This window comes from Campylobacter concisus (assembly GCF_003049085.1).
GTDB lineage: Bacteria > Campylobacterota > Campylobacteria > Campylobacterales > Campylobacteraceae > Campylobacter_A > Campylobacter_A concisus_H.
In genome coordinates, this window is record NZ_PIQX01000004.1 from 87,671 (window position 1) to 106,895 (window position 19,225).

Genomic DNA, 19,225 nt, shown 5'->3' on the forward strand with positions numbered 1-19,225 from the left:
TCCTCTTAACAAAAAATAAAATAATATTCGCTATTAAAATTTAAAGGAAAAAAATGTTTTTAAAAAGAGGAAAAATTATTTTCAACATCCACCTAATAATTGGACTAATTGCGGCTATTCCGCTAATATTCATGACTCTTTCGGCACCATTTGCGTCTTATAGAGAAGAGATCAAAAGTGCAATAAATAAAAATTTTATAAACTTAGTTCCTAGCGAAAAAGAAAATTTAAGCTTAAATGAACTCCTAGCTAAAGCAAAAAGTAAGATTCAATTTGATACGCTTGAAAGCTTACAAATAGGTGGAGCAAATGAAGCTTATCGTATAAGCATTACAAAGGATAAAAAGCAATTAAATTTCTTTATAGATCCAAGAAGTGGCGAGGTGATCAGTGAGGATTGGGGTGAGAAATTTCGTATCATTATCTTAAGTCTTCATAGAAATTTAGGTCTTGCCTTGCTTGATAGCAAAGTACCAGCCAATATCGGCAAACAAATAGTTGCCATTAGCTCTATCATCATGGCTCTGCTTGCTATCAGTGGCCTCATCCTCTACGCACCAGCGATCAAGCGAAATTTCTTAAATTCACTAAAAATTAAACCAAAAGCAAAGGGCTACGCCTGCTTCTACAACCTTCACACTAGCCTTGGCACCTACGTGGCGATCTTGCTTGTAGTGATGTCACTAACTGGTCTTTACTGGTCTTATGGCTGGGTAAGAAGCAGCGTAAATAGCATATTTTTCGACCTAAAACCAAGCCAGGCGCAAAGGGCAATGCCTCAAAGAAATTTGACCCCAATAAGCGACGAGAAATTTAAAGAGATAGAGACTGCGGAGCAAATTTTTAAAGAAAATGTCACACTAGATCTAAAATCGCTCACGATAAATGTGCCTGAAAACAACCAAAGCACCTACACGATAAACTACGAAACTAGCGAGAGCCAAGTGGGCAAATTAAAGCTTGACGCGAGCGCTGGCAAGATCAAAGAGAATAAACTAGTTAGTAAAAGTGAAAGCATCCCAGAGGCAAAAAAGGCTGGTCGCAAAGTACTTAGTCTGCACACTGGAGAGATGTTTGGCGAAATTGGTCAGGTAGTGTTTGCAGTATCATGTGTGATCGCAGTTTTACTAATCATAACTGGCTTTTTGATGACCATAAAAAGGACTAAGGCACTCTAAATAAAAGTAAATTTTTACCTTGCTTTGGGTAAGATTTTAAGAAATTTTTACTACAAACAAGAGAGAAATTTATGAATAGAAAACGCATCTACAACCCAAGTTCAAATGAAAATTTGACCGACAGAAGAGTCTTTAACGGCAACCCACACGGCATTTTAAATTTCACCAAGGCAAAATACGAGTGGGCGTTAAAGCTTTGGGACCTCATGGAGGCAAATACCTGGTTTCCAAAAGAGGTCGATACCACCGATGACGTGCGCGACTACGCCTACAACCTCACAGAGGCTGAAAAACGCATGTACGACCTAGTCTGGAGCCAGCTCATCTCGATGGATAGCTTTCAGACAAATAACCTAGCTGATAACATTAACCCTTACATCACCGCACCAGAGATCAACGCCGTGCTAAGCCGCCAAGCCTACGAAGAGGCAAACCACAGCAAGTCTTACGCTGTCATGGTCGAAGCGATCTGTGACAACACAGACCTCATCTATGAGATGGAGAAGCACGACGACGTCTTACGCGAGAAAAACGACTACATCTCAAGCGTCTATGAGGAGCTTGCAGGCGAAGTGACTGACGAGAAACTACTTCTTGCGATGGTTGCCAACCAAATTTTAGAGGGGATCTATTTTTACAGTGGCTTTACAGCGATCTACGCTCTAGCTCGTGCTGGCAAGATGCTAGGCTCAGCACAGATGATACGCTTCATCCAACGCGATGAGATCACGCACTTGCTTTTATTTCAAAACATGATAAATTCAGTCCGCAAAGAAAGACCCGATCTTTTCACGCCTGAGACTGAGGCAAAAATTTATGATATGTTTGAAAAAGCTGGAAATTTAGAGATCAAATGGGGCAAATACATCACCCAAAACCAAATAATGGGCTTTACTGATGATATCATCGAGCAGTACATCCACTATCTCATCGACCAGCGCCTAGTTGCGATCGGTCTAAAACGCAAATACAACGTCGCTCATCCGATCAAATGGGTCGATGACTTTGCGAAGTTTAACGATCAAAAGTCAAATTTTTTTGAAGCAAAGGTGACAAACTACAGCAAGGGAAGTATCAGCTTTGATGACTTTTAAAAATGGCATCTTAGCCATTGCCTGCGTGCTTTTTGTGGGGTGTGCGAGCAGCAATCAAAGGATAATTGATCGAGCAAATAAAAATAATCTCGAAAATTTCTACGCCTACAAGCTTGTTAAGGTAAAAGAGACAAGCCAAGCGGAAATCTATCAAGAGATGCCAAACGGTGAAATTGCACCAAGTTTCGCACCGCTAGGATCTGTGCTAGGAAATGACGTGATGTTTGGCATAAACAAACAGTGTGGCTTTGAAGCAAAAGATCTAAAAGAGGTAAGAATAGTTTCACATGATGAGGCTAGGGGTCTTGGCTTTGAGGTCTGGGTTTTTAATGATCCGCTCTCCCAGCGCGATGATAAAATCACAGCTATAAGCGTTATTTTAAAAGCCACACCAAACATCGGTGGCACGGATATAAACTGCAAAATTCCAAAAGACTGCCACGACGAAAAACCTATGACATTTGTATTTGGAAAATAAATGAGCGAAAATTTAAACCTAATAAGCCTAACTTTAAAGGCAAAAAATGCAACGGATCGCCTAGAGGAGCTTGCAAATTTAGTTGAGGCTGCGCCTGAAAACTCACTCATTCTTGCAAGCGAGCTTTGCATCAGCGGCTATGACTTTGACGGCTTTTTTGCTGGGGCGAACAAAGCGATGCTTGGTGGTATGATAGGTAGCTTTGATGCGATGTTGCTTGAACGCTTGCAAGAGGCACTTAGTCCAGATAAATTTCTTGGTTTTACGCACCTTACTAGCCTAAATAAAAGCGCGGGGCTCGCTCAAATTTCAAATCTAAATCCACACCAACCAAAGATTTATAACGAATTTTTGCTTCTTAACTCAAATAATGTCTTTCATTCGCAGTTGAAAGCCGAACTTTTTCGGCCAAATTTAGAGCATGAAATTTTTGCCGCTGGCGATGTGAGCGATATAAATGCCTTTGACTTTAGAGGGCTAAAGCTTGGCGTGCTAATATGCTTTGAGCTGCGTGATAGCAGGCTTTGGGCAAAGCTAAAAGGATGTGACATCATCGTGGTACCTGCCATGTGGGGTAAGGCTAGAGAGGATGCTTATCTTAGTCTTTGCAAGGCTCTAGCTATCGCAAATAACTGCTACGTCATGATCTCAAGCTCACTTGCATTAGAAGTTGCTGGAGTATTTTTACCAGATGGCACACTTGTTAAAGAGACGATATTTGATGCAAATTTAATAAAAGAGATCAAGACAAATTTAGGGATTTTATAAATTTTAAGATAAGTTTTAAATCGTATAATAACGATTTAATTTTTATTTAGGATATAAATTTTGACCCAACTAGAAGCGATAAAATGCCAAAATTTGGCTAGCGATATAGCCGACGAGATCACGCTAAGCCCACTTTTGTTCGATGCGATAGCTACCACTGAGCGTGAAATTTTTGTACCAATCACTGCACATGCTTATAAACTTGACGCGCAGCCCATACTGGGCAATCAATGGATCAGCTCGCCGCTAACTGTGGCAAAAATGACAATGGCACTAGAGTGCGAGAATATGGACAATATCCTAGAAATAGGCTGCGGCAGTGGCTATCAAGCAGCTATTTTAAGCAAACTTGCACATAGAATTTTTAGTGTCGAGCGAATAGAAAAGCTAGCCATGGAGGCAAAAAAACGCTTCGAGGCACTAAAAATAAAAAACGTGCATGTAAGGTATGACGATGGCAACAATGGCTGGCGAAGCTACGCACCATTTGATCGTATCTTGCTCTCGGCAGCTGCTGATGAGATCTCGCCAAATTTATTTAAGCAGCTTAAAAATGGTGGAATTTTAGTAGCTCCAATGAAAAAAGATGGCAAGCAATTTATCGCTAAATTTAAAAAAGATAAAGATGGAAATTTAGAAAAAGAGTACTTGGATGAGTGCCTTTTTGTGCCACTTCTTGAAGGTAGAGAGTAGCCCAAAATAAGGCAAAGCCTAAGCCTTGCCTAAAGGTTAGAATTTATAAGTATAGCCTGTATAAATTCCTATAGTCGTATCTCTTAGCTGAGCTCCGCTATTTTTCTTATAAAAAGTCTTATCAGCTTTTAAGCCAAACTCGATCGCATTATGTTCGTCAAATGAGTAGATACCGCCCGCTTTTGCGCCAACTAGTAAGCCTTTGAAATTTTTCTTACTTGTTTCGTTATTAAATCTCTCTCTAACGCTCAAGTAGCCAAGGCCTGTGTATCCGCCAAGAACGGCTTTAAAATTTTCAGTGATGCTTGGTGTATAATCAACGCCGCCTAAAAATTTATGCTTACTCCATTTTGCATCTGATTCACCAGCATTTTTCCTAGCTTTAAAGTCATAATAATAACCGCCATATGCTCTATAGCTGTCAAAATCATAACCGCCATAAAAGCCAAGACCATAGTGACCTTTTTTGAAGTTATTTCTCTCACTGTTTGCTATGTTTTTTGTTTTTATTTTTGAATTAAACGAATAATCACCTTCACCGCCAACAAATGCACCTTGAGCTAGTGCTGCTGAGCTTACCAAAGCTAGAATCAAGCTTGATTTTACAAGTAAATTTTTCATACCTCTCCTTTAAAAAATTTCTGAGATTTTATATCTAAGCTTTTAATTTAGCTCAAATTTATTCGCAACAGTAAATGTAGCAAGCGTGAGTATTATTAAGAAGATAAGAGTAGAAATACTTAAATTTAGCACAGCTTTAGGGCAAATCCTAAGCCCACAGCCATGCCAAATTTATTAAGTTAAGCCCTAAAAATGCACCTTAAATTTCGCCCAAAAGCTTCTGCCAGGCTCATAAAGCCTCGTGCCGTTCGGGATAGTCTCATATCCTGCGATACCGCCACCGTAGCCGCCTTTTGAGTTATGATAGGAGTATTTGGCATCGTTTAGATTTTCCGCCGCTAGCAAGAATTGATAATTTTTATATTTATAGCCCGCGCTTAGCCCCAGCGTCCAAAAGCTATCGCTCTTGCCCAGGTCCATGCCGCCCATGTCGCCGTAGCCTTTTTGCGCGCGGTTTTGCGACGCGTTAGCGTAGAAGTCGGCTTTGACGAACCAGTCTGGCTTTTCTAGGCCGGCGCTTAGTTTAAACGTTAGAGGAGAAACCTTAGGCAGCGCGTCGCAGTCTTTTAGGCCGCCCGCGTTTTTAGTCACCTTTCCGTAGACGTAGGATACGCCGGCACCCAGTCTAAATATATCGGCTAGTAGCGTGTCGCCCTCGATCTCGCCGCCGTATAGTAAAGCATCGGTATTAAATACGTTTGATGACATGCCCATAGGACTATATTTTATCATTATGTAATCATCCATCTTCGAGACGAAGAAATTCGCGTTTAGCTCGTAGTTTTTATCTTTTAGCACGGTACCGAAGTCAAGCTGAGTGTTTCTTTCTTTATTTAGCTTAAGATCTGGGTCTTGATTCGTTTCCCAGTGATCCGGTAACCTTTGCGCATGACCTAGTCCCGCATAAAGCGTTAAATTTTGTAGATATTTTTCGTATCTAAAAAAGCCGGAGAATAAATTTTCGCTCCTACTTTTATGCGTTAGTAGCTGCTTCCTCTCGCCGACATCTAGCCTAAGTCCGCCGAAAAGTCCGTAGTCGTTTTCAAGGATGTATTCGTTTTGAGTGTATATAGTTTTATACGTTACCTTGCGCTGTTTTACGTGCGGTTTTGATAGGGCGGCGTCCATTTCGGCTTTAGGCACGCCGGCTCCGCCAGTACCAGCACCTCGCCATTTAAATGTATCCTGCGAATATCCAGCACCAAGGTAGCTCGTTAGATTATCGAAATTTAACTCGCCCTCAGCCTTAAAGCCGTACATATCTCGTATCGGGTGGCTGATGCTATATCCTCTGCCCATTACATTACCAGGCACTATTATCGGACGCACCGGACGCATGGTAAAGTTATCCATTATGTGATCGATTTGATGATAATACGAACTTAGCCTAATTTTATGTTCGCCGACGTCTTGTTCAAATTTTAGTCCGAAAGACTTGCGGTCAAACTGTATGCCGTCCCTCATCCTATCGGCATACGCTGCTTCGCCATCGCCTAGATCCGCGCTTAACTGCAATGCGGTAGTATCTGTGGGCGTTAGCGTACCCACGAGTGAGACGCTGTTGCGTTTATAGTGCGTATGCATTTTCTGTCCGTCGCCGCTTTTATAATCGCCGCTCTGGTAGTGTCCGCCGGAAATTTCTAAGCTGCCCAGCTCGTTGCCCGCCGCTACGTCTGCAGCAGTTTCAAATCTTCTAAAACTACCGCCAAGTACGCTTACGTTTCCTCCAAAGCTCGGTTTAGATAGCCTTGCTATCTCTCTATCGAAAAATATACCGCCGCTAATGAGCGCGCCGTATCTGACGTCTTGTGGGCCTTTTACGATGCGAACCGAGCTATAATTTTGCGCCGAGATGTAAGTGATGGGCGTATCCATGCGCATACCGCAACCGCCGTTTAGCGTGCTACCGTCGATTAGCACCGGCAGTCTGGCCGCCGTCTGCGAGCGGTAATAAACCTCGCTGCCGCCTCCGCCCTTGCGCTCCATCGTAAAGCCGCTCAAATTTAAAAGCGATTTGGCGATATCGCTGTTTTCTAGTATAGCGCCTTTGCCTACTATTTGAGCCTTTGTCGGTTCGTCAAGAACGGACTTTTGTATCTTTGCAGAAACGGTAACCGGAGCCAAGTCTATCGTTTCTTCAGCACCAAGCATTAAATTTGGTACTAGAGCAAATGCTAAAACGTAAGAAATTTTCATGTTTAGTCCTATGAAATTAATATTTAAAATTAAAATTAAAGCAAAAATAAACTTAAATAAAGTATAAATATTTATATAACATTAATTTTACAATACAGAAATTTGAGTCAAATAGTATTATTTTAGTTGGACTGCATTAAATATATAAAGAAACGATTTTTGTGAATTAAAACCGAAGAAATCTCGGTTTTATTAAAATTTTAGCATTATAAAACCGAGATAAAATTTATAAAATCTCTTTTATGAGTAGTTGTGGAGTAACAAGTCCGCGGAATGAATTTTTTGATATACAAAAGATAATATCTATCATCTCGCCAACTCTAGCATGTCTTGTAAAGTTAAAAAATAGAGCCTCAAGCGTTTTATTATCCTTTTGCAAGATGAGCTTTAAGTGGTTTTGATCCCTGCCTATAAGTCTTTCGTTTTTAACAAGAGCATTTTTTATCTTAAAGACTGGGCGAGGGTTTTTCTGTCCGTATGGCTCATAAAATTCTAAAATTTCAAGCAGCTCAAAGTCTATCTCGCTTGGCATTATGTCGCCAAGTAGCTCGTCTGAGCTTTTGCAATCTTGCATATTTAGGAATGAGCAACTTTTATTTATCGCTTCTTTAAATTTCACCAAATTTTCAGGCGCAAGCGTAAGTCCAGCCGCTCCTTTGTGACCACCGTAGCTTGTTAGTAAATTTTCGTGGCTTGCTATAAGAGATAAGATATCAAGCTTACCAATGCTTCTAGCACTACCTTTTGCACGACCTTTATCGATGCTAAAGACAATAGCTGGCTTTGCAAAGTGCTTTGCTAAGCGGCTAGCCACAATACCTATCACGCCCTCGTGCCACTGCTCACCCCAAGTGATGATGACTTCATCGTCCTCTTTTACGTCCTTTAGCGAGCACTCAAAGAGTTGGCGCTCTTCCTCTTTTCTGGAGTTGTTAAATTCAATGATCGTATCAAGGTAGTTGTAAGCTTCCTCGATACTTTTAGCACGTAAAAAGTCAAATGAATTCATCGCATCGTCCATGCGTCCGGCTGAATTTATAAGCGGAGCTATAAGAAAGCTAATATCATCACACTCAAATTTTTCCTTACCATAAAACTCTTTTATAGCGTGAAATGCGGAACGCTTAGACGCATTTAGCTTACAAATGCCAAGGCGAACAAGCATTCTATTCATATCTCTTAGCTCCATCATATCAGCGATTATTGCGATAGCTAAAAGCTCTAGAAATTTGCTCATATCGTAATTTAGTCCAAAAACATCCTTTAGCGCTCCAACCAAATACCAAGCGACCTCAGCGCCACAAATTTCGATATTTGGGAAGTTGCAGTCTTCTTGTTTTGGATTGATGATCGCATAAGCTTCTGGGAGAACAGCTGGAGGCATGTGATGATCAGTGATAATAAGATCGATGCCTTTTTCTTTACAGATAATGGCCGCATCGTTTGCAGAGATACCGTTATCAACGGTGATAATCAAGCTTACATCGGCTGAGAGTTCGTCTATTATCTCAGGATTTAGCCCATATCCATCTTTAAATCTATTTGGAATTTTTACTAGGTAGTCTTTCACGCCAAGATCATCAAAAAACTCGGCCAAAATTACGCTCGAAACAACACCATCAACATCATAATCGCCCACAATGGCTATGCGCTCGTTTTTTTCGATCGCTTCTTTTATGCGATTAGCGCCCTTGTAGATATCTTTTAAGGCACTTGGTGTCGGAATTTCACTAATTTTTTTATGTATGTCGTTACAAAATCTATGCGCTAGTAAATTCCTTATGTCCTCTTTATTTAGCATGGTTTTGGCAAGATTTTTTGAAGAACTTGCCAACTTTATTTAATGCCACTTGTTCACTTAAATTTACACCCATATTGCCAAAAAATTGGTTATAAAAATACTTCTTTTTCATTGCAATCTTTCGTCTTTATTTTGAATACTTTGATTATATCTTTTTGAAATTTAATTTCTTATAATTTTCATTGAAAGTAAGATTTTTAGGGCAAAAAACTTTTGTTAAATTGATACTCTTTATAAATTAGCCATTGTAAATTTGAAGTAAAAAATGAGAGAAATTTTAAGTAAAAATAAGGGGTCATAAGACCCCAAAAATTAAAATTTATATGTGTAGCCTAGGTAAGCGCCGATATCTGTTGATTTAAGGTTATCAAGATCTTCATCAGTGCTATACCAAGATCTATCTGCTTTTATACCAAATTCAAGTGCATTATTTTTATCAAAGCTATACTCTGTACCAAGTCTTGTGCCAACTAACCAACCAGCCTTTGTTGTATCATAAGTCGCTTTAAGTGTATTTGTATAAAGTCTTGCTTTAAAATTTACAACTGAAACGCCAGTGTATAAGCCTGCTATTAACTTAAAGTTATCTGTTATAGCTGGAGTATAATCGCCACCTACTACAAATTTATGTGTTGTCCATTTTATACTAACATCGTGTTTTACGCCATCATCAGTATAGTTAAAGTTATCTTTTGCCTCTGTATGATAGAAGTATCCACCATAAACTCTAGCTACGTCAAAGTCATAACCGCCTTTAATGCCAAGATTTGGTCTATTATCCTTAAAACTAAGACCATCATTGTCTTTTAGCTTTGAGCTAAAATCATAGCCGCCCTCAACTCCGACAAATCCACCTTGCGCTAAAGCAAATGAGCCAGCAAGTGAAAGTGCCAAAACACTTTTTAAAACGCAATTTTTCATTTTTTCTCCTTTATAAATGATTGCGTAAGCATTGTATGTTTAGCAAGATTAAAAAATACTTAAATAATTTAAATTTTATCAATAATACATTTACTTTTATTTTTAATATAAATTTTGAGAGAAATTCAAAGAAAATTTGGCAAGAAAGCTTGCCAAATTTATCATTTTACGTGATTAGCCAAGCTTGCTTTTATAAAGCCTAATATCACAGGATTTGGCTTAGTTAGACGGCTAGTAAATTCAGGATGGCACTGCACGCCCACAAACCATGGATGGCCTTTGAGCTCGATAGCCTCTATCAGCCCATCGCTCTCGCCACTTACTAAAAGACCATTTTTCTCAAAAATTTCTTTATATTTTGGATTTGCCTCGTAGCGGTGGCGGTGACGCTCTTTTACGCTCTTTGCATTACCATAAATTTCAGCTAGAAGTGTCTTTGGTTTTATCTCACAGTTATATGCTCCAAGCCTCATCGTGCCGCCAAGTGGGCTTGTGTGCGTTCTTATCTGTTTTTTGCCGTGAGCGTCGATAAAGCTATCAATTAGATAGATGATAGGGTTTTTACACTCTTTGTCAAATTCCATAGAATTTGCATCTTCTAAGCCCAAAACATCCCTTGCAAACTCAATGAGCGCTAGCTGCATACCAAGGCAAATTCCAAGATAAGGGATCTTATTTTCACGAGCAAATTTTATAGCCTGCATCTTGCCTAAAACGCCTCTTTCACCAAAGCCGCCAGCGACCAAGATGCCATCAACATCTTTTAAAAGCTCATTTACATTGTTCTCTTCTATCTTTTCGCTATCTATCCAGCGTAAATTTACCCTAGCGTCTAAATTTGCTCCAGCATGGATGATGCCCTCAGTTAGGCTCTTGTAACTCTCTTTTAGATCGATGTACTTGCCCACAAATGCTATTGTAGTTTCATTTGTTGGAGCTATGATTCTTTTTACTAGACTATCCCACTTTGCCATGTCTGGTTTTAGCTCATTAAAGCCTAAATTTTCAGCGATTGGAGTTAGTATATCTTGCTTTAAAAATGAAAGTGGAATTTGATAGATACTTGCGCTGTCTAAGCTCTCTATGACACAATTTTTCTCAACACCACAGCTTGCTGCGATCTTATCTTTTAGCTCGCGGTTTAGTGGCATTTCAGATCTGCAGATGATGATATCTGGTGTTATGCCTATACGTCTTAGCTCACCTACGCTATGCTGGGTTGGCTTTGTCTTTAACTCTCCAGCTACTTTGATAAATGGCACAAGCGTTAGGTGGATATTTAGCGCTCTTTTTTTACCAACTTCTACTCTTAGCGCTCTTATCGCCTCTAAAAATGGCAAGCCTTCGATGTCGCCAACAGTTCCACCGATCTCAACGATTAGCACATCTTTACCCTCGCCTGCTTTTTTTATGCGATCAACGATCTCGCCAACGATGTGAGGGATCACTTGTATAGTCTTTCCAAGGTAGTCACCACGGCGCTCTTTTTCGATGACCGAGCTATAAACTCTACCCGTTGTGAAGTTATTATCTTGACTTAGGCTCTCATCTAAAAATCTCTCATAGTGGCCAAGGTCAAGATCTGTCTCCGCGCCATCATCTGTAACAAAAACTTCGCCGTGCTCAAGCGGGCTCATCGTGCCAGGATCTACGTTGATATATGGATCAGCTTTTAAAACACTTACTTTTAGTCCGGAATTTTTTAAAAGAGTCGCGATGGACGCAGCTGCAATACCTTTTCCAAGTGAGCTTAAAACGCCACCTGTGATAAAAATATACTTCGTCTCTTTTGCCATTAAATTTCCTTAAATTTATTTATTTTTTTATCTGCCGATTATACCCCTTAAATATTTAGTAAGGCATTAATCGTGCAAATTTTAAAAATTATTCTTTAAGTCTTTTTGTTATAGACTTCAAAAATCATGATAAAAAACTACCTAAACATCATTGCCTCTTTATATATAGAGGGCTTTAAAAATATGAAAATAGGCAAAAAATTATGGCTTCTCATAATAATAAAGCTTATCATTATGTTTGGAATTTTAAAGGTCTTCATCTTTGATGAGACTCTTAATACCAAATTTCAAACCGACGAAGAAAAAAGCGAATTTGTAATTCGAAATTTAATAAAGGAATAAAATGTCTGAGATGGATTTTGTTGATTGGTCTAGGGCTCAGTTTGCGCTGACTGCCATTTACCACTTTTTGTTTGTCCCGCTTACTTTGGGGCTAAGTTTTATCATCGCCATTATGGAGACGATATATGTTAAAACCGGCGATAAAGTCTGGCTTGAGATAACGAAATTTTGGCTAAAGCTCTTTGGTATAAATTTCGCTATCGGCGTTGCTACTGGCATCATCATGGAGTTTGAGTTTGGTACAAACTGGGCAAACTACAGCTGGTTTGTCGGCGATATCTTCGGCGCTCCACTTGCAATAGAAGGCTTGCTCGCATTTTTCATGGAGAGTACATTTTTTGCCATTATGTTTTTTGGCTGGGATAAAGTCAGCAAGAAATTTCACCTACTTTCAACCTGGCTTGTCGCGATCGGTTCAAATTTAAGCGCGCTTTGGATCTTGATCGCAAATGGCTGGATGCAGTATCCTATCGGCATGAAATTTAACCCAGATACTGCTAGAATGGAGATGGAGAATTTCTTCGAAGTTGCGCTAAATCCTCTTGGAATTAGCAAATTTTTACACACAGTAACTAGTGGCTACACTATCTCGGCTATCTTTGTGATAGGAATTTCTGCTTGGTTTTTAATCAAAAAACGCCATATTTTGCTAGCTAAAAAAAGTATCGTCGTTGCTAGCGCATTTGGTCTTATCACTTCGGCATTTTTACTACTTAGCGGCGATGAGAGCGCATATTTTGTAGCTCAAAAGCAGCCTATGAAGCTTGCTGCGATGGAAGGACTTTATAATGGCGAGAAAAACGCTGGTCTAGTTGCCGCTGGTATTTTAAACCTAGCTAAAGAGCTTGGCGACGAGAGCGAGCCATTTTTGCTTGAGATAAAGGTGCCTTACGCACTTGGCATCATGGCAAACAGAGGGCTTGACTCATTTACACCAGGTATAAATGACCTACTTTATGGCAATAGCGAGCACAATCTAATAAGCGTTGAAGAGAAGATGGCAAAAGGTAAAGTAGCTATCGAAGCTCTTAAAAACTACAAAGAGGCTAAAAAAGCAAATGATGAGAGCCTTATGAAAAGCTCGCTTTCAAATTTAGAGAGCAATCTAAATTTCTTAGGATATGGCTATCTTAAAGATGCAAAAGAGGCTGTGCCACCAGTTGGGCTGACATTTTATAGCTTCCATATTATGGTTGTACTTGGCACTTACTTCATAGCTCTTTTTGCTATTACGCTCTATCTAAATCTTTCAAGAAAATATAAATTTGAAAACATAAGAGCGTTTTTGTGGATCTGCCTCTTTACCATACCGCTTGGCTACATCGCAGCTGAAGCTGGCTGGATAGTAGCAGAGGTCGGTCGTCAGCCTTGGGTGATACAAGATCTCATGACCGTTGGCGTAGGAGCTACAAATTTATCTGACTCAAATGTGAAAATTTCATTTATATTATTTGCTGTTTTATTTACGGTCTTGCTGATTGCCGAGATCAAAATCATGCTTAAGCAAATAAAGATAGGATTTAACGACCATGCATAGTTTAAGCTTAGAAAATTTACAAATTTATTGGTGGTTTATAGTTAGCCTTCTTGGCGGACTTTTGGTATTTATGATGTTCGTTCAGGGCGGGCAGACGCTGCTTTTTGGGCTTTGCAAAAACGAGCTTCAAAAGGACATGGTGATAAATTCTATCGGGCGCAAATGGGAGCTTACTTTTACCACGCTCGTAATGTTCGGCGGCGCGTGCTTTGCGGCATTTCCGCTATTTTACGCCACAAGCTTTGGCGGTGCATACTGGGTGTGGCTGGCGATTTTGTTTTGCTTTATCCTCCAAGCCGTGAGCTACGAATACCGCAAAAAACCGGACAACTTCCTAGGCCAAAAAACCTATGAAATTTTCCTTTTCATAAACGGTTCTTTAGGCGTTATACTTATCGGTATGGCGGTTAGTACGTTTTTTTCGGGAAGCTATTTTTTACTAAACGAGCACAACTTCGTGCAGTGGCAGACGCCGTTTCGCGGGCTTGAAGCGCTGGGCAACATCATGCTCTATCCGCTAGGCATCGCGATGTTTTTCCTGGCTCGCGTGGGCGGAGCGCTCTACCTCATCAACAACATCGACGATGCGGAGATAAGAGCCAATGCTAGAAAAGCGGCGCTAAAAAATACGATTTTCTTTTTGCCGTTCTTTCTAGCTTTTGCCGCTTGGGTGCTTAGTAAGCCGGGCTTTGGTTACGACGAAGCGGGCGAAGTTTCCATAGTCACGTTTAAATACGCTCGCAATTTCGCCGATATGCCGATAGTAGCCATTGCGGCGGTCGCGGGCGTTTGCGGCGTACTGTTTGGCGTATTTAAGGGCGCGTTTACGAAAAGCATCTACGGTATCGTGCCTTTCGGCGTGGGCGTCGTGCTCGTAGTTACCGCGTTATTTTTGATATCGGGGCTAAATGGCACAGCATTTTATCCGTCATTTAGCGACCTTGCTAGCTCACTAACTATCAAAAATGCAAGCTCTAGCCACTACACACTTGGCGTTATGGCATATGTTAGCTTGCTAGTGCCAGTAGTACTTGCTTATATCATCGTCGTTTGGCGAGCGATAGATAGCAAGAAGATCACGCAAGACGAGATCAAAAACGATCATCACGCATACTAAGGATAAAAGATGTTAGAAGCAGGAATTTTTTTGATACTTTGGCCAGTGACACTATTTGCTAGCTATAAATTTGTTCTTTTTTCTCTTAAGAAATTTGACGCAAATAACTAAAATTTAGGGGCATTTGCTCCTAAATTCTTCTTTTTATTTTTACCCTTTAAAACAACTCTTTTATAAATTTATTTAAGCCACTTTTCATATAAGCGTTAGTTTTGTGTGAAATTTGGGTAGTAAGATATCATTAAATTTTATTAAAGGAGCGAAAATGAGCAAGAATTTCTTAGGTTCTGTTGCCCTTGCGGCTGTTTTGGTTAGTGGTCTTAGTATAGGTATCACACCACTAGAGGCTGGAGTCCTGGCTCATCACGTAAAGGTTCAAGGTGAGCTTGGATCAGTCTTTATAAATCCTTACGACGTATCGCCTCTAACTGCTATCATTGATAGAGCTGGTAAAGACATCAAAGATATCCATGTCAAAGTAAAAGGCAAGCCAGATGGCGGTATCGACATCGACTACAACGTCTCAGAGCATGCTTTGCTTACGCATGATGGCGTGCCTATTTGGGGACTTTACCCTGACTATCTAAATGAAGTAGTCGTAAGCTACACATTTAACGGAGCTAAAAAGGTAGAAACGTATAAAATTTACGCCCAGCCTATCGTCACATATAGCCGTGATTTTAGATTTTCTCACATGCAAAAGACTCGCGTCAAAAAGGTCGATCCTGCCTTTAAAAACAGGCTCTATCTCATAAATAACACGATCACAAGCGTCTATAAACCACTTGATTGGAAAAATGGCGGAGCTGCTAGCTGGAATGACTTTACCGAAAACTACATCGTAGATACCAAAGGCGAGGTTAGATGGTACCTTGACTATCAGAAATTTTACGACCGCAGCGAGCGCAGAGTGATGGATGGAGGCATGATGATGGGCTTTCATCAGCTAAAAAACGGCGATATCAGCTTTGGCATGGCTCAAAGATATCTAAGATATGACCTTATGGGAAAAGAAATTTATAACCGCCCGCTTCCAAGAGGCTACATCGATCTAAGCCATGAAGTTATGCCATTAAAGGATGATCACGCACTTCTTAGGGTTGGCAAATACAACTACCACCACAAAGATGGCAAAATTTCTCACACCATAAGAGACCACATCATAGAGGTCGATAGCACCGGTAAGGTGGTCGAAGAGTGGGATCTAAATGAAATTTTTGGCAACAATGTCTACCGCAGCAACCTCATAAAAGCGCTTGATGCTAGAGCTGTTTGCCTAAATATTGATATGGACGCAAAAGAGATCAAGATAAGCGACGATCAGCCATTTGGCGACATCACCTCTACTGGCACAGGTAGAAACTGGGCTCACGTAAACTCTATCTCATATGATGAGAGCGACGATAGTATCATCCTTTCACTTCGTCACCAAGGCATCGTAAAGATAGGACGTGACAAGAAAGTAAAATGGATATTAGCTTCGCCTGAGGGCTGGAGTGAAGAATTTAAAGCCAAAGTGCTAACTCCAGTCGATAGCAAAGGCAATAAGATAAAATGCGAAAACTCAAAATGCGAGGGCGAATTTGACTGGTCATGGACTCAGCACACCGCATGGTTAACGCCAAGATACGACAACAAAGGCAGCATAAAACACCTAAGCGTATTTGACAATGGCGATGCAAGGGGCATGGAGCAGCCAGCCTTTAAAGAGGATAAATACTCCCGTGCGGTTGAATATAAGATAGATGAGAAAAAGGGCACGGTTGAACAAACTTGGCAGTTTGGCAAAGAGCGTGGATTTGACTTTTATAGCGCAGTTACTAGCAACGTCGAGTGGCAAAAGGATAAAAATACCTACTTCATCTCAAGCTCAAATGTAAATTTACTCCGTCCTGACAAGACTATCAAAATGGTCTTAGTTGAGATCGATCCAAAGACAAATGAGATCAAATTTGAGATGGATGTGGACTCTGCTTCAAGAGATGATGTCGCTTATAGGGCGATGGTTATTGATCCGGAGGTATTTAGTTATTAGCAGTATCTGGTGTGAGATATTTCTCGCACCAGCTTTTAGTTGTTATTTTGAAATTTGTAGATTGCTTCTTTTATTCTAGTAAGGTTAAAATTTATCGCTCGCTCTAGTTCTGGCAAGTCTATATCTTTATCCGCTTCAAAAGCTTTTACCATATCGCTTAGCTCTTTTGTTTCATCACTTGCAAGAACTATGCTTTTAAAATTATCATCGTCTATCTGGTCAAATTTTAAAAAGATCGATACAAATTTATCTTTCAAAATTTCTTTATTTAGCTTTCTATTTTCCAAAGCTTTCTTTGTTCCACCATTTTTATTACAGGTTCTAAATATCGAATCTATTGTTTCATTCACTTCATCAAGTAAAATTTCTGTTTTTTCACTTTGCATATAAAACTCTCTTAACTATAAATTAAATTTAAAATAAAAGCTAAATCGCTCTTGTTTTGGAGATTAGAAGTTGTTTTACTTCTTCGCGTAAAAAGGAAAAATTAAAGTTGTATTTGTGAAGTTATTTTCATAAAAGTTTGCGCCAGAATTTAAAATTTTAGTTTGCATTGGCATCACTTTTATGCCCTCTGTTTTTGCGATCATTTTCTCATCCTTGTTAAAAAATTTTATCGCATTGTATAAATTTTCATAAATCTTGTAAATTGTACCAGAGTACAATAAAGCCCTATAAATCAATATTTATAACACATTGATAATATTTTTACGTTATTATTTTGCATACTGCTTTGATTAAAATTACCGAAATTTCATAGCTATTTAGCTCATCCTTTTTGACTAAATTTTAAAAATTTAATGTGTTATTTATGTAATAAAAAAATTTTTAAATTTGCAATTTTTTTTTAAAATCTTTGATACTTTATATGTGATAAAATCCTCTCAAATTTTAAAAAAGGATCAAATTTGAGAAGCGACATAATCAAAAAAGGCTACACAAGAGCCCCGCACCGCTCACTTTTACGTGCGACCGGGCTAAAAGACGATGACTTTGCTAAACCCTTTATCGGAGTTGCAAACAGCTTTATAGAGATCATTCCAGGGCACTTTTTCTTAAACAAATACGCACAAATTTTAAAAGATGAAATTCGCAAAAATGGCTGTATTCCATTTGAGTTTAACTGCATCGGTGTGGATGACGGCATAGCGATGGGGCATGGAGGCATGCTATATAGCTTGCCTAGCCGCGAGATCATCGCAAACTCGATAGAAACCGTGATGAACGCTCATGCACTTGACGCACTTGTTTGTATGCCAAACTGCGACAAGATCGTCCCTGGCATGGTTATGGGCGCTTTAAGAGTAAATGTACCAACCGTGTTTGTAAGCGGTGGCCCAATGAAAAAGGGCTACACAAAAGATGGCAAGCCAATTGATCTTGCGACTGCGTTTGAGGCGGTTGGTAAATTTGAGACCAAAGAGATAGATGAGGCTGAACTAAAAGATATCGAGTGCAACGCATGTCCAAGTGGTGGTAGCTGTAGCGGTATGTTTACAGCAAATTCTATGAACACGCTTTGCGAGGCGATGGGCATAGCGCTCCCTGGCAACGGCACTATCCTTGCACTAACCCCAGAGCGTGAGGAGCTCATCAGGCAGGCTGCTCGCAGAATCTGTGAGATCGCACTTGATGAGAAATTTAAAATCAGAAATATACTAAATGAAAAAGCGATTCGCAACGCACTTGTCGTTGATATGGCAATGGGTGGTAGCAGCAACACCGTCCTTCACATGCTAGCCATATCAAGAGAGGCTGGCGTAAATTTAGACATCAAAGAGCTAAATAAAATCAGCCAAAACATCGCTCACATCGCCAAGATCAGTCCAAGCTTGCAAAACGTGCACATGGAGGACATCGGCAGAGCTGGTGGCATGAATGCAGTGATAAAAGAAATTTCACGCAGAGATAATGGCATGCTAAATTTGGACAACCTAACAGTTAGCGGCGAAACTCTTGGAGAGCGCGTAAAGATAAGTGACATCAAAGATGAAAGCATCATTCACAAAGTAGAAAACGCCTATTCACAAGTTGGCGGACTTGCCATTTTATTTGGAAATTTAGCTGAGCAAGGCTGTGTCATCAAGACAGCTGGCATCGTTGGTGAGCGTAAATTTAGCGGTAAAGCGGTCTGCTTTAACTCACAAGATGAAGCAATAGCTGGCATCTCAAGCGGTAAAGTAGATAAAGGCGATGTCGTCGTCATCCGCTACGAAGGCCCACGCGGAGGCCCTGGCATGCAAGAGATGCTAAGCCCTACTTCACTCATCATGGGACGAGGCCTTGGTGCAGATGTAGCGCTCATCACAGATGGTCGCTTTAGCGGGGCGACAAGAGGTCTAAGCATCGGCCACGTAAGCCCAGAAGCAGCCGAGGGCGGCATGATAGGCTTGCTACAAGATGGCGACATAATCGATATAGACGTCGATAAATACGAGATAAACGTTCGCCTAAGCGAAGCTGAGATCGCAAAGAGAAGAGCGGAATTTAAGCCAGTTGATAAAGCGCTAACATCTCGCTGGCTAAGGCAGTACCGCAAACTAGTCACAAACGCAAGCAACGGAGCAGTACTAGAAGCATAAAAAATTTATTACAAAAGTAAGGAGTAGTCTCTTTGCTTTTGTAAAAATATAAAAATTTCTTCATTT

General features: G+C 40.2%; 17 protein-coding genes. 10 read left to right on the top strand and 7 right to left on the bottom strand.

Annotation, left to right across the window (positions count from 1 at the left end):
• The first annotated feature begins 53 nt into the window (after positions 1 to 53).
• The 5 genes from CVT13_RS05945 to CVT13_RS05965 all read left to right on the top strand — a co-directional run bounded on the left by CVT13_RS05945 (position 54) and on the right by CVT13_RS05965 (position 4,211).
• Complete coding sequence (locus CVT13_RS05945) at positions 54 to 1,178, top strand: PepSY-associated TM helix domain-containing protein (RefSeq protein WP_107811929.1); 1,125 nt, start codon at positions 54 to 56, stop codon at positions 1,176 to 1,178.
• 71 nt (positions 1,179 to 1,249) lie between these two features.
• On the top strand, positions 1,250 to 2,272 hold the full coding sequence (locus CVT13_RS05950; RefSeq protein WP_009494790.1) for a ribonucleotide-diphosphate reductase subunit beta: 1,023 nt from the start codon (positions 1,250 to 1,252) through the stop codon (positions 2,270 to 2,272).
• Positions 2,262 to 2,750 carry a hypothetical protein gene (locus CVT13_RS05955; RefSeq protein WP_107811930.1) on the top strand — a complete coding sequence of 163 codons (489 nt, stop codon included), beginning with the start codon at positions 2,262 to 2,264 and terminating at the stop codon, positions 2,748 to 2,750. Before CVT13_RS05950 ends, CVT13_RS05955 begins: the two co-directional genes overlap by 11 nt.
• Complete coding sequence (locus tag CVT13_RS05960) at positions 2,751 to 3,518, top strand: carbon-nitrogen hydrolase family protein (protein WP_107811931.1); 768 nt, start codon at positions 2,751 to 2,753, stop codon at positions 3,516 to 3,518.
• A gap of 60 nt (positions 3,519 to 3,578) precedes the next feature.
• Positions 3,579 to 4,211 carry a protein-L-isoaspartate(D-aspartate) O-methyltransferase gene (locus CVT13_RS05965; protein ID WP_072595253.1) on the top strand — a complete coding sequence of 211 codons (633 nt, stop codon included), beginning with the start codon at positions 3,579 to 3,581 and terminating at the stop codon, positions 4,209 to 4,211.
• Between the two features lie 36 nt (positions 4,212 to 4,247).
• Here the strand turns inward: CVT13_RS05965 and CVT13_RS05970 are convergent, their stop codons facing one another.
• From CVT13_RS05970 to CVT13_RS05990, 5 genes are all read right to left on the bottom strand, one after another.
• Positions 4,248 to 4,832 (bottom strand): hypothetical protein, encoded by a 585-nt coding sequence (locus CVT13_RS05970; RefSeq protein WP_107811932.1) that lies wholly within the window; start codon positions 4,830 to 4,832, stop codon positions 4,248 to 4,250.
• Positions 4,833 to 5,018: 186 nt separating this feature from the next.
• Positions 5,019 to 7,028: a TonB-dependent receptor domain-containing protein gene (locus CVT13_RS05975; RefSeq protein WP_107811933.1), complete on the bottom strand. Its 2,010-nt coding sequence runs from the start codon at positions 7,026 to 7,028 to the stop codon at positions 5,019 to 5,021.
• A 226-nt stretch (positions 7,029 to 7,254) separates the two neighbouring features.
• Positions 7,255 to 8,829 (bottom strand): single-stranded-DNA-specific exonuclease RecJ, encoded by a 1,575-nt coding sequence (gene recJ, locus CVT13_RS05980; protein ID WP_107811934.1) that lies wholly within the window; start codon positions 8,827 to 8,829, stop codon positions 7,255 to 7,257.
• A gap of 312 nt (positions 8,830 to 9,141) precedes the next feature.
• Positions 9,142 to 9,750 carry an outer membrane beta-barrel protein gene (locus CVT13_RS05985; RefSeq protein ID WP_107811935.1) on the bottom strand — a complete coding sequence of 203 codons (609 nt, stop codon included), beginning with the start codon at positions 9,748 to 9,750 and terminating at the stop codon, positions 9,142 to 9,144.
• Between the two features lie 161 nt (positions 9,751 to 9,911).
• A complete protein-coding gene (locus CVT13_RS05990) occupies positions 9,912 to 11,546 on the bottom strand; it encodes a CTP synthase (RefSeq protein ID WP_107811936.1) in 1,635 nt (544 codons plus the stop codon).
• A gap of 126 nt (positions 11,547 to 11,672) precedes the next feature.
• Between CVT13_RS05990 and CVT13_RS05995 the strand changes: the two genes are divergently transcribed.
• From CVT13_RS05995 to CVT13_RS06010, 4 genes are all read left to right on the top strand, one after another.
• The gene (locus tag CVT13_RS05995) at positions 11,673 to 11,888 is read left to right on the top strand and encodes a DUF4492 domain-containing protein (protein WP_072595258.1); all 216 of its coding nucleotides are present in this window, start codon (positions 11,673 to 11,675) and stop codon (positions 11,886 to 11,888) included.
• Position 11,889: 1 nt separating this feature from the next.
• On the top strand, positions 11,890 to 13,425 hold the full coding sequence (locus tag CVT13_RS06000; RefSeq protein ID WP_107811937.1) for a cytochrome ubiquinol oxidase subunit I: 1,536 nt from the start codon (positions 11,890 to 11,892) through the stop codon (positions 13,423 to 13,425).
• Positions 13,418 to 14,542, top strand: coding sequence for a cytochrome d ubiquinol oxidase subunit II (cydB, locus tag CVT13_RS06005; RefSeq protein ID WP_107811938.1), 1,125 nt, complete (start codon positions 13,418 to 13,420; stop codon positions 14,540 to 14,542). Before CVT13_RS06000 ends, cydB begins: the two co-directional genes overlap by 8 nt.
• Before the next feature lie 265 nt (positions 14,543 to 14,807).
• Positions 14,808 to 16,577: an aryl-sulfate sulfotransferase gene (locus CVT13_RS06010; protein ID WP_107811939.1), complete on the top strand. Its 1,770-nt coding sequence runs from the start codon at positions 14,808 to 14,810 to the stop codon at positions 16,575 to 16,577.
• A gap of 35 nt (positions 16,578 to 16,612) precedes the next feature.
• On the opposite strand, the gene CVT13_RS06015 is transcribed toward CVT13_RS06010, so the two are convergent.
• Positions 16,613 to 16,963: a hypothetical protein gene (locus CVT13_RS06015; protein WP_107811940.1), complete on the bottom strand. Its 351-nt coding sequence runs from the start codon at positions 16,961 to 16,963 to the stop codon at positions 16,613 to 16,615.
• A 75-nt stretch (positions 16,964 to 17,038) separates the two neighbouring features.
• Positions 17,039 to 17,167, bottom strand: a complete 129-nt coding sequence (locus CVT13_RS10550) for a hypothetical protein (protein WP_258030572.1) — start codon at positions 17,165 to 17,167, stop codon at positions 17,039 to 17,041.
• A gap of 318 nt (positions 17,168 to 17,485) precedes the next feature.
• Between CVT13_RS10550 and ilvD the strand changes: the two genes are divergently transcribed.
• A complete protein-coding gene (gene ilvD, locus CVT13_RS06020) occupies positions 17,486 to 19,159 on the top strand; it encodes a dihydroxy-acid dehydratase (protein ID WP_107811941.1) in 1,674 nt (557 codons plus the stop codon).
• Positions 19,160 to 19,225 lie beyond the last annotated feature (66 nt).